Annotated in this window: 14 protein-coding genes and 1 pseudogene; 8 read left to right on the top strand and 7 right to left on the bottom strand. The window is 67.6% G+C overall.

What is annotated here, in order from left to right:
• Nucleotides 1–195 (bottom strand): annotated as a pseudogene (locus JHC36_RS05345) (MBL fold metallo-hydrolase); the annotation flags it as partial.
• A 99-nt stretch (nt 196–294) separates the two neighbouring features.
• On the opposite strand from JHC36_RS05345, the gene JHC36_RS05340 reads away from it, so the two are divergent.
• Both JHC36_RS05340 and JHC36_RS05335 read left to right on the top strand, forming a co-directional pair.
• The gene (locus tag JHC36_RS05340) at nt 295–771 is read left to right on the top strand and encodes a hypothetical protein (protein ID WP_287916756.1); all 477 of its coding nucleotides are present in this window, start codon (nt 295–297) and stop codon (nt 769–771) included.
• Between the two features lie 257 nt (nt 772–1028).
• Entirely contained in the window at nt 1029–2003 is a 975-nt protein-coding gene (locus JHC36_RS05335) for a CapA family protein (protein WP_503006890.1), read from the top strand.
• Between the two features lie 16 nt (nt 2004–2019).
• Here the strand turns inward: JHC36_RS05335 and JHC36_RS05330 are convergent, their stop codons facing one another.
• On the bottom strand, nt 2020–2784 hold the full coding sequence (locus JHC36_RS05330) for a sulfite exporter TauE/SafE family protein (protein ID WP_287916752.1): 765 nt from the start codon (nt 2782–2784) through the stop codon (nt 2020–2022).
• Between the two features lie 312 nt (nt 2785–3096).
• Nucleotides 3097–4737, bottom strand: a complete 1641-nt coding sequence (locus JHC36_RS05325; RefSeq protein WP_287916750.1) for a GMC family oxidoreductase — start codon at nt 4735–4737, stop codon at nt 3097–3099.
• A gap of 198 nt (nt 4738–4935) precedes the next feature.
• On the opposite strand from JHC36_RS05325, the gene ahpC reads away from it, so the two are divergent.
• Complete coding sequence (ahpC, locus tag JHC36_RS05320; protein ID WP_124222851.1) at nt 4936–5499, top strand: alkyl hydroperoxide reductase subunit C; 564 nt, start codon at nt 4936–4938, stop codon at nt 5497–5499.
• 114 nt (nt 5500–5613) lie between these two features.
• Nucleotides 5614–7182: an alkyl hydroperoxide reductase subunit F gene (gene ahpF, locus JHC36_RS05315; RefSeq protein ID WP_287916746.1), complete on the top strand. Its 1569-nt coding sequence runs from the start codon at nt 5614–5616 to the stop codon at nt 7180–7182.
• Between the two features lie 70 nt (nt 7183–7252).
• On the opposite strand, the gene JHC36_RS05310 is transcribed toward ahpF, so the two are convergent.
• A complete protein-coding gene (locus tag JHC36_RS05310) occupies nt 7253–7942 on the bottom strand; it encodes a YggS family pyridoxal phosphate-dependent enzyme (protein ID WP_287916744.1) in 690 nt (229 codons plus the stop codon).
• Between the two features lie 36 nt (nt 7943–7978).
• Between JHC36_RS05310 and JHC36_RS05305 the strand changes: the two genes are divergently transcribed.
• Genes JHC36_RS05305 through JHC36_RS05290 form a run of 4 tightly spaced genes read left to right on the top strand, consistent with a single transcriptional unit; the run spans nt 7979 to nt 11792 of the window.
• A complete protein-coding gene (locus tag JHC36_RS05305; RefSeq protein WP_124222845.1) occupies nt 7979–9022 on the top strand; it encodes a type IV pilus twitching motility protein PilT in 1044 nt (347 codons plus the stop codon).
• 33 nt (nt 9023–9055) lie between these two features.
• Nucleotides 9056–9685 carry a Crp/Fnr family transcriptional regulator gene (locus JHC36_RS05300; protein WP_124222843.1) on the top strand — a complete coding sequence of 210 codons (630 nt, stop codon included), beginning with the start codon at nt 9056–9058 and terminating at the stop codon, nt 9683–9685.
• A 22-nt stretch (nt 9686–9707) separates the two neighbouring features.
• Nucleotides 9708–10844, top strand: coding sequence for a PilT/PilU family type 4a pilus ATPase (locus JHC36_RS05295; protein ID WP_287916739.1), 1137 nt, complete (start codon nt 9708–9710; stop codon nt 10842–10844).
• 6 nt (nt 10845–10850) lie between these two features.
• Complete coding sequence (locus JHC36_RS05290; RefSeq protein ID WP_287916736.1) at nt 10851–11792, top strand: NAD(P)-dependent oxidoreductase; 942 nt, start codon at nt 10851–10853, stop codon at nt 11790–11792.
• Nucleotides 11793–11836: 44 nt separating this feature from the next.
• On the opposite strand, the gene JHC36_RS05285 is transcribed toward JHC36_RS05290, so the two are convergent.
• The 3 genes from JHC36_RS05285 to JHC36_RS05275 all read right to left on the bottom strand — a co-directional run.
• Nucleotides 11837–12505 carry a BON domain-containing protein gene (locus JHC36_RS05285; RefSeq protein WP_287916733.1) on the bottom strand — a complete coding sequence of 223 codons (669 nt, stop codon included), beginning with the start codon at nt 12503–12505 and terminating at the stop codon, nt 11837–11839.
• Nucleotides 12505–13104, bottom strand: coding sequence for an SIS domain-containing protein (locus tag JHC36_RS05280; protein ID WP_287916730.1), 600 nt, complete (start codon nt 13102–13104; stop codon nt 12505–12507). Before JHC36_RS05280 ends, JHC36_RS05285 begins: the two co-directional genes overlap by 1 nt.
• A gap of 73 nt (nt 13105–13177) precedes the next feature.
• On the bottom strand, nt 13178–13566 hold a 389-nt coding region (locus JHC36_RS05275), incomplete at its 5' end, for a YraN family protein (protein WP_353846121.1).

Raw genomic sequence — 13566 nt, 5'->3', positions numbered from 1 at the left:
TGCGCCCAGCGCAGCCTGCACCAGCGCGAGCGTCTGCGGCGCATGCGTGACGTAGCCGCTGTCGACCAACGCCGCACCAAAGCGACCGCGCAGCAGGATGTTGTTCGACGAAAGCCAGCCGCGCTCGAACACCGTCACGTCATGCGGCAGCGGCATGGGGGCGGACGCGGGGGCAGGCAAGGTGGCGGCGCGCATGGGGTAAGAGTATCGCGGCTGCGCGGTATTTGTGCAGAATGCGCCGTCGGCCGCGCGGCCACGCAGCGCCTCGAGGGGCATCAAAAAGTGAAGCAAGACATGACCAATTCACGCTGGCCTTCTGGCATTTTTGGCCTGGGCGCGACCTGGGCGGCGCTGTGTGTGCGGCGCGCGGGCCTGGCGATGATCCTGGCGCTCGGGGTGGCGAGTGCGGTGCGCGCGCAGGCCGAGCCCGTGCTGCGCTGCGAAGTCACCTACGCCGGCGCCACCGAGCGCGTCGAAGCGCGACCCGTCACCGACCCCTACCCGGTCCGCGCCGTCGACATCGCCGGGCGGTTTCGCTTCAAGCCCGTGCTGGTGCGTGCCGAAGACGGCACCCTCGACCGCGTGGTGGTGCAGGTCTATGTGCAGACGCCCGAGCAGCCGGTCACGATCCAGGTTGCCACCTGGCCGCAGCCCCGGCCCACCGCCGCCGCAGCCGGGCCCGCGGCGCTTACCGGCTGGCAGCATCTCTACGCCGGGCCGCTCGAGCGCGAGCTGATCTATGGCTGCACCCTGTTGGAGTCGGAGCGATGAGCCTAAATCCGGCAGTTCGGCGCGCCTGGGCGGGTCGTCATCGGGCGCGCAGCGCTCACCCAAGCGGTGAGCGGCGTCCGCAGCTAAAACCGTTGGAACAGCAACACCTTGCATTCAGCGAGAAGCGGTCAACTGCCGGATTTAGGCTGAAGCCAGCACCCCATCCCGCGATGCCCGCAAAGCCCACGCCGGCACGCGCCGCACGCGCGTGGGGCCTGACACGGCTCGCCCGTTGGGCTGCAGCCGCCCTGCTGGGCATGCTGCTGTGGGGGTGCGCGCAGCCCACGACGAACGGCGCGCAGCCCGTCGATGCGGCCCGTGTCGAGCCGCCGGTGACGCTGGTGTTTGGCGGCGATGTGGTGCTCGACGACACGGCCGGCGCGCTCATCGCGCGCGGCGGCGACCCGTTCGCCGAATTTGCCGATGTGTTTGCAGCCGCCGATCTGCGCGCGGCCAACCTCGAATGCGTGGTGGCCACCACCGGCCACGCGCACGAGAAAAACTACACCTTTCGCGCCCATCCGCGCGTGCTGCCGACGCTGGCCCGCCATCTCGACGCGCTGGCCTTGGCCAACAACCACTCGGGCGACTTCGGCCGCGAGGCTTTCGCCGAAATGCTCGCGTTGCTGCCACAGGCGGGCCTGGGTTATTTCGGCGGTGGACACGACCTGGCCGAAGCGCACCGGCCGCTCATCCTCACCCGGCGCGGGCTGCGCGTGGCGCTGCTGGGCTACAACGAATTCATGCCCCGGCGCTTCGAGGCCGATGCCGACGCTCCCGGCGTGGCCTGGAGCGACGACGCGCAGGTGCGTGCCGACATCCGCGCCGCCCGCCTGCGTGACCGCGCCGACCTGGTGATCCCCGTCATGCACTGGGGTTGGGAGAACGAGCCGCACGCCAACGCCCGCCAGCGTGCCCTGGCGCGCCTGATGATCGAAGCCGGTGCCGACGCCGTGATCGGCGGCCATCCGCACGTCACGCAGGACGTGGAGCTGGTTGCCGGTCGCCCCGTGATCTACAGCGTCGGCAACTTCGTCATGAAGGAAACCGACAACGAGGCCCAACGCCGCGGCTGGCTGCTGCGCCTGCGCCTGGACCGCCGGGGCGTGCAGAGCTTCGACGCCGTGGCCGCGCGGCTCGACGACGATGGCATCCCCCACCGCGCCCCCGGCGAACCCGTTCCTTGCTGGCGGCGCGGCGATGCGGGCGTGGGGGTCTGCGCGAGCGAGTAGCCATCGGGAGCCGCTCCTATCCGGCGCGCCCGAACGCGTCATAGCCCGTCTTGAGGATCAAGCCGGTGACGACGACGATGAAGGCCACGCGCACGAAGCCTGCGCCGTGACGCAGCGCGAGGCGCGTGCCGAGCAGACTGCCCGCGATGTTCGCCAGCGCCATGGGCAGCGCCAGGTGCCACCAGATGTGGCCTTTGGCGGCAAACAACAGCAGCGCCGCGAGGTTGGTCGCGACGTTGATGAACTTGGCCGAAGCCGAAGCGTGCAGGAAGTCATAGCCGAGCAGCCGCACGAACAAAAACACCAGAAAGCTGCCGGTGCCCGGCCCAAAGAAGCCGTCGTAAAAACCGATGACCAGACCGACGCCCAGTGCCAGCAGCCGCTCGAGCCGAGGCGTGCGCAGCGGCGCGTGGTGCCGCCCCAGTTCTTTTTTCGCCAGCGTATAGGCCAGCACCGCTGCGAGCACGAAGGGCAGCAGCCGGCGCAGGAAAGCCGGGTCGATCAGCGTGACCAGCCAGGCGCCGCCGAACGAGCCCACGAAGGCCGCGAGGGCCGCCGGCGCCAGCGCCGCCCAGCGCAATTCCACCCGGCGGCTGTACTGCACCGTGGCCCAGGCCGTGACCCAGACCGAGGCGCTTTTGTTGGTGCCGAACAGCGTGGCCGGTGCGGTCGTGGGAAAAGTGGCGAACAGCGCGGGCACCAGAATCAGCCCGCCGCCACCGACGATCGCGTCCACGAAACCCGCGAGCAGCGAGGCCGCGGAGACGATCAGCATTTCCATGGGCGGCATTGTGGCAGCGAAAGCGCTCTCTTTTGATGACCAAAAACGCACCGAATCACGCCGGGGATGGGGCGATCTGGGTTCAAACCTGCCTCGAGCGGGCAAAAAAAAGCACCGCTCGGCGGTGCTGGAAGTCAGACATCTCGTTGCGGATGTTGATTCGTCGTCTTGTGGCCCGGTGGGCGGTGTCTCCTCGGTTCCTCGGTCCGTTGTCGCCTGCTCGACAGCGGATGAGCGAATGAAATGTAAGCGGCTGTGCCGCGTCTGCCCATCGGGGATTTCCCTGGCACCCGCTTGGGGTGCGCCGGTCGCTCACGCCTCTGCGCGCATCCAGGCTGCCGCGCGCTCGGCCATCATCAGCGTGGGGCTGTTGGTGTTGCCGCTGGTGATGGTGGGCATGGCGCCGGCGTCGACCACGCGCAGGCCGTGCACGCCGCGCACGCGCAGGCGGCTGTCGAGCACGGCCATCGGGTCGTCGGCGCGGCCCATGCGGGTCGTGCCCACCGGGTGGAAGATGGTGGTGGCGATGTCGCCGGCGAGCCGCGCGAGCTCCTCGTCGCTCTGGTATTGCACGCCGGGCTTGTACTCCTCGGGGCGATAGCGCGCCAGCGCGGGCTGCGCGACGATGCGGCGGGTGAGCCGCAGGCTCTCGGCGGCGATGCGGCGGTCTTCGTCGGTGCTGAGGTAGTTGGGGGCGATCGCGGGCGGGTCGGCAAAGCGGGGGCTTCGGATGTGGACCGTGCCGCGGCTCGTGGGGTTGAGGTTGCACACGCTCGCGGTGAACGCGGGGAAGTCGTGCAGCGGCTCACCGAAGGCATCGAGCGAGAGCGGCTGCACGTGGTATTCGAGGTTGGGCCAAGGCTGGTTGGGGTCGCTGCGGGTAAAGGCGCCGAGCTGGCTGGGCGCCATGCTCATCGGGCCGCTGCGCGTGAGCAGGTATTGCAGCCCGATGTGCGCCTTGCCGAGCCAGTGGTTGGCCAAGGTGTTGAGCGTGGTCGCGCCCTGCACCTTGAACACGGCGCGGATTTGCAAATGGTCTTGCAGGTTGGCACCCACGCCTGGAAGGTCGGCCACTACCGGGATCCCCAGGCGCTGCAGCAGCGGCGCGGGCCCCAGGCCCGAGAGCTGCAGGATCTGCGGCGAGCCGATCGCGCCCGCACTGAGCACGACTTCGCGCGTCGCGCGCACCGTCACCGCCTCGCGGCCCGTCCAAACTTCTGCGCCGCAGCAGCGCGGCCGGCCGTCGGAGCCGGGCTCGAACAACAGCCGCATGACCTGCGCGCCGGTCCACAGCTCGAAGTTCGGTCGGCCGTAACAGGTCGGCCGCAGGAAGGCCTTGGCCGTGTTCCAACGCCAGCCGGATTTCTGGTTGACTTCGAAGTAGCCCACGCCCTCGTTGTTGCCGGTGTTGAAGTCGGCCGTGGCGGGAATGCCGGCCTGTTGCGCGGCCTGCGCGAACGCGTCGAGGATGTCCCAGCGCAGCCGCTGGCGCTCTACCCGCCATTCGCCGCCCGCGCCGTGGAACGCGTTGGCGCCGCCGTGGTGGTCTTCATGCTGCTTGAACACCGGCAGGCACTGGTCCCAGCGCCAGGCGTCGTCCCCGGTGATGGCGGCCCACTGGTCGTAGTCGCGCGCCTGGCCGCGCATGTAGATCATGCCGTTGATGCTGCTGCAGCCGCCGAGCACCTTGCCGCGCGGGTAGCGCAGCCGCCGACCGTTGAGGCCCGCATCGGGCTCGGTCTGGTAGAGCCAGTCGGTACGCGGGTTGCCTATGCAATAGAGGTAGCCGACCGGCACGTGCACCCAGAGGTAATCGTCACGGCCGCCGGCCTCGATGAGCAGCACGCGCCGCTGGGGATCGGCGCTGAGCCGATTGGCCAGCAGGCTGCCCGCCGTGCCCGCGCCGATGATGATGTGGTCGAAGCTCGGGGCCGGTGCGTTCGGTGCAGTCATCGGTTTTTCCTATGCGATTCTTTGACACAATCAATTAGAGATTGTGATAGGTTGCCGCTATCATTCGTTCCGTCGGTTGTGGCCTTGCCGGGAAGATCCCCGGGGCCCACCGGACGTACAGGCAGCGCTGAAGCGCGATCCACCCGGGGCGGGTTTCAGAGCTGCTTTCACAACCATCCATTTCCGGAGGAAAAAACCATGTCTCTGATCAACACCACCGTCAAACCGTTCAAGGCCCAAGCGTATCAAACGGGCAAGTTCTTCGAAGTCACCGAGCAGACGCTCAAAGGCAAGTGGAGCGTGTTCTTCTTCTACCCGGCCGACTTCACCTTCGTCTGCCCGACCGAGCTCGAAGACCTCGCCGAGCACCATGCCGAGTTCCAGAAGATCGGCTGTGACATCTACGGCATTTCGACCGACACCCACTTCGCGCACAAAGCCTGGGCCGACACCTCGCCCGCCATCGCCAAGGTGAAGTACGCGCTGATCGGCGACCCGACCGGCCAAATCACGCGCAACTTCGACGTGATGATCGAAGAAGAAGGCCTCGCCCTGCGCGGCACCTTCGTGATCAACCCCGAAGGCGTCATCAAGCTCTGCGAAATCCACGACAACGGCATCGGCCGCGATGCGCGCGAACTGCTGCGCAAGGTCAAGGCGGCTCAGTACATCGCCGCGCACCCGGGCGAGGTCTGCCCGGCCAAGTGGGAAGAAGGTGCGGCCACGCTCAAGCCTTCGCTCGACCTCGTCGGCAAGATCTGATCGACGCGCTCGGCGCTCGGGGCGGCTGGCGCGGGCCAGTCGCCCTTTTTTTACCCATTTCCGGGCCATGCCGGCGAAAAATGAACCGATCTTGCTATGACTAAAGGAGCAAACATGTTGGACGAAAACCTCTTGGCGTCGCTGCGCGCCGCGCTCGCTCATGTGCGTGAACCGATCGAGATCGTCGCCACGCTCGGCGATGACCCGGTCTCGGCGCAGATGCGCGATCTGCTCGAAACCATTGCCGCGCAGCGCCCCGACGCGATCACCCTGCGCACCGACGGCGACGATGCGCGACGCCCGTCGTTCGCGCTGCAAGGTCCCGGACAGCCGGCGCGTCTGCGGTTTGCCGGCTTGCCGCTCGGGCATGAATTCACCTCGCTCGTGTTGGCGCTGGTCTGGGCGGGCGGCCACCCGCCGCGCATGGAGCCCGAACTGCTCGAGCGCGTCGATGCACTCGGCGGCGGGCCGTATGCGTTCGAGGTCTACATGAGCCTCTCGTGCCACAACTGTCCCGACGTGGTGCAGGCGCTGGCGCTGCTGGCCTTGCGCAACCCGCGGGTCTCGACCACCGTCATCGAGGGATCGGCCTTCGCCGACGAAGTTCGCAGCCGCGGGATTCTGGCCGTGCCCCAGGTGTATCTGAACGGCGAACCCTGGGTCGCCGGGCGCACCACCTTGGCGGAGATTCTCGACCGGCTCGACACCGGCGCCGCAGCGCGGGGGGCCGCGGCGCTCGACGCCGAGCCGCCGTTTGACGTGCTCATCGTCGGCGGTGGCCCTGCCGGCGCCGCAGCCGGGCTCTACGCGGCCCGCAAAGGCTTGCGCACGGGCATCGTGGCCGAGCGTTTCGGCGGGCAGGTCAACGACACCGCGGCGATCGAGAACTACCCCTCGGTGCCCGAAACCATCGGGCCGAAGTTCGCCGCCGCGCTCGAACAGCAGGTGCGCGCGGTGGGCGTGCAGGTGCTTGCGGGTCAAAAGGCCAAGGCCTTGGAGCCGACGGTTGATGCGGCGGGGCTGCATGCGCTCGCGCTCGAGAGCGGCGCGACCCTGCGCGCGCGCACCGTCATCCTGGCCACCGGTGCCCGCTGGCGCAACCTCGGCGTGCCGGGCGAGGCGCAGTACCGCAACCGCGGCGTTGCGTATTGCCCCCACTGTGACGGCCCACTGTTCAAAGGTCGTGACGTCGCCGTCATCGGCGGCGGCAACTCGGGCGTCGAAGCGGCCATCGACCTCGCCGGGCTCGCGCGGCATGTGACCTTGCTCGAATTCGCCCCGAGCCTCAAGGCTGATGCAGTGCTCGTCGAGCGGCTGCGCAGCCTCCCCAACGTCACCGTCCACACCGAAGCGCAGACGCTCGAAGTCGTCGGCGACGGCGCCGTCGTGACTGGGCTGCGCTGGCGCGACCGTGCGAGCGGCGCCGAGCACCTGCTGCCGCTCGCGGGCGTGTTCGTGCAAATCGGACTCGTGCCCAACACCGAGTGGCTCGAAGGGGCGGTGGCGCGCAACGCGTTCGGTGAAATCGTCGTCGACGCCAAAGGCGAGACCAGCCGTGCCGGCATCTTCGCCGCAGGCGACTGCACGACCGTGCCCTACAAGCAAATCGTCATCGCCGCAGGCGAAGGTGCCAAGGCCGCGTTGGCCGCGTTCGACGCGCTGATCCGCCAGCCGGTTCGCTGAGGCGGCATTGCCAACATCCGTTGCGTACCCTCGCGGAGGGGGTCATTCAGCGGTGCCATCTGGGCAACGCTCAAGCCGCCCCTCGTGCGCCGAAGATTGCCGTTCCGACGCGCACGAGGGTGCTGCCGGCGGCGATGGCGGCTTCGAGGTCGTCGCTCATGCCCATCGACAGGGTGTCGAGCGGCAGGCCTTGCGCGCGCAGATGGTCGAACAGCGCGCGCGTGCGCCGATGCACGGCAAGCGCGGCTTCGAAATCCGGCGCGGGCTCAGGGATCGTCATGAGGCCGCGCAGGCGCAGCGAGGGTAGGGCGGCCACCGCGCGCGCGAGTGCCAGCGCGTCTTCGGGCGCGACGCCGGCCTTCGTGGGTGCGCCGTCGATGTTGACCTGGATGCACACCTGCAGCGGCTCGCGATGGCGGGGGCGTTGCGCACTCAGCCGCTCGGCGATCTTGAGGCGGTCGACGCTGTGCACCCAGTCGAAATGTTCGGCGACGAGTCGGGTCTTGTTCGATTGCAGTGGTCCGATGCAGTGCCACGTCAGGCCCAGGTCAGCGGTGGCTTCGATCTTCTCGACACCTTCATTGACGTAGTTCTCGCCAAACTCGTGCTGCCCGGCTGCGGCGGCCGCGCGCACGGCCAGCGGCCCGAAGCGTTTGGAGACCGCGAGCAGCCGCACTTCCGAGGCAGGCCGGCCCGCCGCCGCACAGGCGTGCGCGATCCGTTCGCGTACGGCTTGGAGCTTCTCGGCAATCGTCGTCATAATCGGTCAAGCGTAACAAAAGGATCGAGGGAATCCGTGGACATCACCCAGCTGCTTGCGTTCACCGTCAAGAACAAGGCTTCCGACCTGCATCTCTCGGCCGGGTTGCCTCCCATGATCCGCGTCAACGGCGATGTGCGTCGCATCAACGTCGAACCGCTCAACCACAAAGCGGTGTTCGCGATGGTCTACGACATCATGAACGACGCGCAGCGCAAGGCGTACGAGGAATTCCTCGAGGTCGATTTCTCGTTCGAGGTCGAGGGCCTCGCGCGATTCCGCGTCAACGCCTACAACCAGCAGCGCGGCGCCGCGGCTGCGTTCCGCACGATTCCCTCGAAAATCATCACGCTCGAGCAGCTCGGCGCGCCGCGCATCTTTGCCGACTTCGCCCTCAAGCCGCGCGGCTTGGTGCTCGTGACCGGGCCGACCGGCTCGGGCAAATCGACCACCCTGGCGGCGATGGTCAACCATCTGAACGAGACCGAGTACGGCCACATCCTGACCATCGAGGATCCGATCGAGTTCGTGCATGAGTCCAAGAAATGCCTCATCAACCAACGCGAAGTCGGCCCGCACACCCTGTCGTTTGCCGCGGCCCTGCGCTCGGCCTTGCGTGAAGACCCCGATGCCATCCTGGTGGGCGAGCTGCGGGACCTCGAAACCATCCGCCTGGCCATGACCGCAGCCGAGACCGGGCACCTGGTGTTCGGAACCCTGCACACCTCGAGCGCAGCCAAGACCATCGACCGCGTGATCGACGTCTTCCCCGCCGAAGAAAAGGAAATGGTCCGTGCGATGCTCTCCGAGTCGCTCGTCGCGGTGATCTCGCAGACGCTGTGCAAGCTCAAAGACGGCAGCGGACGCGTGGCCGCGCATGAGATCATGGTGGGTACGCCCGCCATACGCAACCTCATCCGCGAAAACAAGGTCGCGCAGATGTATTCGGCGATTCAGACCGGCAACAGCTTTGGCATGCAGACGCTCGACCAATGCCTGGCCGACCTGGTGCGACGCAACATCATTTCGCCGGCCGAGGCCCGCTCGAAGGCCAAGATTCCCGAAAATTTCCCCGGCTGATGCCGCGCTTGACCTTCCTATCTGGGGTTCTGCATGAAACAGATCTTTGAAAAACTGCGCGGCCGATCGGCATCGGACTCCCGGCCCGACGGGAGCGAGTCCACCTTCTTTCAGACCGCTTTCCAAGGCCATGCCACCGAGGGCGAAATCACCATTCCTTGGGACGTGCGCGCGGTCGAGATCGACGCGCGGCGCTTCTCGAGCGACCGTGGGGCGCAGCTCTTGCGCGGCCTTTGGACGCGCGACCCCCATATGCGCAGCCTCGATGCGGCGCAGATGGACCGGCTCGTGCATTATTTCGACTACGCCAGTGTCCCGTCCGAGCGCGAGGTGATGCGCCAAGACGAATACGGCAGCTTTCTCGTCGTCTTGCTCGAAGGCAGCATGGCGGTCGATCGCTTGCAGCCATGGGGCGAGCGGCTGCGCTTGAGCGAGGCGCGGCCGGGCGAAGTGCTCGGGGAGATGTCGCTGCTCGACGGGGGCCGTCGCTTCTCCGACTGCGTCACGCTCAGCGAATGCCGCTTGGCCGTGCTGGGCGCGGAGGATCTCGACGAAATGATGGGGCAGCAGCCGCAGCTTGCAGCCAGTTTCGTCGCCTTGCTGGCCCGCAAGCTGTCGCTGCGGCTGCGCGCGATGGGCGAGCGCCTGACCGATCGCCGTTGACCCTGCTATTCGAGGAACCGCTATGGAACGCGATCAGGCCGGCAAATTCATCAACGACTTGCTGCGGTTGATGGTGAGCCGGGGCGGCAGCGACCTGTTCATCACCGCCGAATTTCCGCCAGCGATCAAGGTCGACGGCCAGGTGACCAAGCTGTCGGCGCAGCCGCTCACGCCCTTGCACACACAAGCGCTGGCGCGCGCCATCATGAGCGACAAGCAGGCCGCCGAATTCGAGCGCACGAAAGAGTGCAACTTCGCCATTGCTCCGGCGGGCATCGGGCGCTTTCGCGTCAACGCCTTCGTGCAGCAGGGCAAGATCGGCATGGTGCTGCGGGTGATTCCGCAAACCTTGCCCACCATCGACGGCCTGGGCATGCCGCAGGTGCTCAAAGACGTCGCGATGGCCAAGCGCGGTCTGGTCATCCTGGTGGGCGCGACGGGGTCGGGTAAATCCACGACGCTGGCGGCCATGATCGACTGGCGCAACGAAAACTCCTACGGCCACATCGTGACGGTCGAAGACCCCGTCGAGTTCGTCCACGCGCACAAAAACTGCGTGGTCACGCAGCGTGAGGTGGGGCTCGATACCGACAGCTGGGACGCCGCGCTCAAGAACACGCTGCGCCAGGCACCCGACGTCATCCTCATGGGCGAAATCCGCGACCGCGAAACCATGGAATACGCCGTCGCCTTTGCGGAGACGGGTCACCTCTGCATGGCGACGCTGCACGCCAACTCGGCCAACCAGGCGCTCGACCGCATCATCAACTTCTTCCCCGAAGAGCGGCGCACCCAGTTGCTTATGGACCTCTCGCTGAACTTGCGCGCGATGATCTCGCAGCGGCTGGTTGCGTTCGAGGACGGCCGCGGGCGCATCGCTGCCGTGGAGGTGATGCTCAACACACCGCTGATTTCCGACCTGATCTTCAAGGGCGACGTCGCCGGCATCAAAGAGATCATGAAGAAAAGCCGCAACCTCGGCATGCAGACTTTCGACCAGGCCTTGTTCGACCTCTACGAGTCCGAAAAAATCAGCTACGAAGACGCGCTGCGCCATGCCGACTCGGTCAACGACCTGCGGCTGCAAATCAAGCTCAGCAGCCGCCGCGGCAAGGCGCCGGACCTCTCGGCTGGCACCGAACATTTCTCCATCGTTTGAGACACCATGTCCAGCATTGCCCCCAGAACCTACGAGCCCACTGAACCCTGCCGCGTCGCTTTCCTCGGCCTGGGCGTCATGGGCTATCCCATGGCCGGGCACCTGGCCCGCGCGGGGCACACGGTCACCGTCTACAACCGCACCGCGGCCAAGGCCCAGGCCTGGTGCGATGAATTCGCCGCCGGCGACCGCAGCCGCATGGCCGAGACGCCGCGGGCGGCGGCCCAAGGTGCCGACGTGGTCTTTTGCTGCGTCGGCAACGACGATGATTTGCGGGCCGTCGCGCTCGGAACGCCCGAGGGCGCCGGTGCGCGCCGCGCGGATGGCGCCTTCAGCGGCATGCACGCGGGTGCGGTTTTCGTCGACCACACCACGGCGTCGGCCGATGTGGCACGTGAGCTGGCGCAAGTGGCCCACGAACAGCACCTCGCGTTCATCGACGCGCCGGTTTCGGGTGGGCAAGCCGGCGCGCAGAACGGTGCGCTGACCATCATGTGCGGCGGTCCAGAGCCGGTGTTCGAGCGCGTACGCCCGCTGATGATGGCCTATGCGCGGGCCGCCACCCTCATGGGCGGCCACGGCGCGGGGCAGCTCACGAAGATGGTCAACCAGATCTGCATCGCCGGGCTCGTGCAGGCGCTGGCCGAGGGCATCGCCTTTGGCCAAAAAGCCGGGCTCGACATGAACCTCGTGCTCGACGTGATCGGCAAGGGCGCGGCCCAAAGCTGGCAGATGGACAACCGCGGCAAGACCATGGTGGCCGACCGCTTCGACTTCGGCTTTGCGGTGGATTGGATGCGCAAAGACCTCGCGCTGGTGCTCGAGGAAGCGCGCCGCAACGGCTCGAGCCTGCCCGTCACGGCGCTCGTGGACCAGTTCTATGCCGACGTCCAGCGCATGGGCGGGCGCCGCTGGGACACCTCGAGCCTGATCAAGCGCTTGCGTTAGGGCAACGCTGAATCAGTGCCTGCGCGGGTGCGCGACCGACGGGGTCAGCCCGCGTTGCTGGCCGCGGCGCGCGCGGGCTCGGCCGGCTGCGGCAGCAGGCGTTGCAGTTCCTGCTCCGTGATGAGTTCGAACACGCGCACCACTTTTTGCACCCCATCGATGCTGCGCGCCAGTTCGGTTGCGCGCTCGGCTTCGCGTGGCGTCACGCGGCCCATGAGGTAGACGGTGCCGCGTTCGGTCACGACCTTGAATGCGCTGGCATAGAGGTCTTTGGCATCGACCAGTGCGGCTTTCACACGGCCGGTGATCAGCGCGTCCGAAGCCCGTTGCGACAGCGTACTCGGAGCCATGACGGCCAGTTCGTTGACGATCGCGCGCACGTTTTCGACCGTGGCCACGGTGCGCTCGGCCAGTTGCTTGTCCTGGGGCGTGGGCACTTCGCCGGTCAGCAGCACTTGCCGGTTGTAGCTGGTGACATTGATGTGCGCACGCTCGCCGAGGGCTTCACGCAGGCGGTTCGCGGCCTTGATCTCGATGGTTTCATCGTCGAGCTGGGCACCGGCCGTGCGCCGGTCGACGGCGACCAGCCCGCCGAGGGCAGCGCCGCCCAGCACGGCGGGCGCGCAACCCGCGAGCGAGCCCAGGCCGAGCGTGACCGCCAAGGCGACGAGCGCCAGCTGGGTGTAGGGGCGAGGGGTTTTCAGGGGGTTCATCAAGGGTTCTCCGGTTCGCCGAGCAGTTGCAGGTCGAGTTCATCGCACAAAGCGTGCAGAAGCAAGGTCTGGGCCTCGAAGACACGGGCGCTGCGCTCGTGCGGCACGCCAAGCCAGACGTCGGTTTCGCGCAGTCCGCGCGCGAGCGCACCGCCGCCCTGCCCCGTGATCGCGACCACGCTGAGCTCGCGTTCATGCGCGACTTCCAGCGCCCGCAGCAGCGCCGGCTCATTTCCGCTCATCGCGAGAATCACGAGGACATCGGGCGCTAGTCCCAGGGCTCGGACCTGGCGCGCCAAGCGTTCGGTTCCCGCTGCGTTGGCGGTCGTGGCTGCAACGGTGAAGCTGGGGTCTTCGCTCAAGGCGACGGCAGCCAGCTCCGGGCGTTCGCGCTCGAATCCCCCCACCAGCAAACCGGCCAGATGGCGTGCCAGCAGGGCGGTGCTGCCCACGCCTGCGATCAGCACCTTGCCACCCGAGGTGAGCGCAGCCACCAAGGCTTCAGCGGCCGCCGCCACGCCCTTCGGGAGTTGCTCCGATGCCGGATACAGCAGGTCCGCGGCTTCGACGAAATGCTTCTGGATCAGATGCTCGGGCATGGCGCGATGATAGGGCAACGCTGAATCGGTTCCTCGCGCGTTGCGCATTCCGGCTGGGCGCCTCCGCGATCGCTCATAAGCCATGCCCTTCGGCATCGAACGCGCCGCGCAGCCATTCGAGGCCGCCCGGGCCGATGGCGACCACATCGAATCGGCACGGCGGGGGCGTGCGCAGCCGCAGCAAATAGTGCCGGGCGGCGTAGACGATGCGCTCGCGCTTGGTGGCCGAGACGCTGGCCGCGGCGCCGCCATGGCGATCGCTGGCGCGTGCGCGTACCTCGACGAACACCAGCGTGCCGTCGCGCTCGGCCATGATGAGGTCGATTTCGCCGCCGCCGCGCCCCGGCGTCCGATAATTGCGCGCCAACAGCCGCAGGCCCGCCGCTTGCAGCGCGGCCAGCGCCTGCGCTTCGGCCGCGTCGCCGCGGGTCTTCGTCGGCGTGGCTGGGGTCGGTGCGGCGG

It is taken from the genome of Tibeticola sp., assembly GCF_022759015.1.
GTDB lineage: Bacteria > Pseudomonadota > Gammaproteobacteria > Burkholderiales > Burkholderiaceae_C > Tibeticola > Tibeticola sediminis.
This window is presented reverse-complemented; position numbering and strand designations above follow the sequence as displayed.

Excerpts from the sequence above, each read along its gene's own strand:
- JHC36_RS05340 (WP_287916756.1), top strand. The coding sequence starts at position 295 with ATGACCAATTCACGCTGGCCTTCTGGCATTTTTGGCCTGGGCGCGACC.
- JHC36_RS05335 (WP_503006890.1), top strand. The coding sequence starts at position 1,029 with ATGCTGCTGTGGGGGTGCGCGCAGCCCACGACGAACGGCGCGCAGCCC.
- JHC36_RS05330 (WP_287916752.1), bottom strand. The coding sequence starts at position 2,784 with ATGGAAATGCTGATCGTCTCCGCGGCCTCGCTGCTCGCGGGTTTCGTG.
- JHC36_RS05325 (WP_287916750.1), bottom strand. The coding sequence starts at position 4,737 with ATGACTGCACCGAACGCACCGGCCCCGAGCTTCGACCACATCATCATC.
- ahpC (WP_124222851.1), top strand. The coding sequence starts at position 4,936 with ATGTCTCTGATCAACACCACCGTCAAACCGTTCAAGGCCCAAGCGTAT.
- ahpF (WP_287916746.1), top strand. The coding sequence starts at position 5,614 with ATGTTGGACGAAAACCTCTTGGCGTCGCTGCGCGCCGCGCTCGCTCAT.
- JHC36_RS05310 (WP_287916744.1), bottom strand. The coding sequence starts at position 7,942 with ATGACGACGATTGCCGAGAAGCTCCAAGCCGTACGCGAACGGATCGCG.
- JHC36_RS05300 (WP_124222843.1), top strand. The coding sequence starts at position 9,056 with ATGAAACAGATCTTTGAAAAACTGCGCGGCCGATCGGCATCGGACTCC.
- JHC36_RS05295 (WP_287916739.1), top strand. The coding sequence starts at position 9,708 with ATGGAACGCGATCAGGCCGGCAAATTCATCAACGACTTGCTGCGGTTG.
- JHC36_RS05290 (WP_287916736.1), top strand. The coding sequence starts at position 10,851 with ATGTCCAGCATTGCCCCCAGAACCTACGAGCCCACTGAACCCTGCCGC.
- JHC36_RS05285 (WP_287916733.1), bottom strand. The coding sequence starts at position 12,505 with ATGAACCCCCTGAAAACCCCTCGCCCCTACACCCAGCTGGCGCTCGTC.
- JHC36_RS05280 (WP_287916730.1), bottom strand. The coding sequence starts at position 13,104 with ATGCCCGAGCATCTGATCCAGAAGCATTTCGTCGAAGCCGCGGACCTG.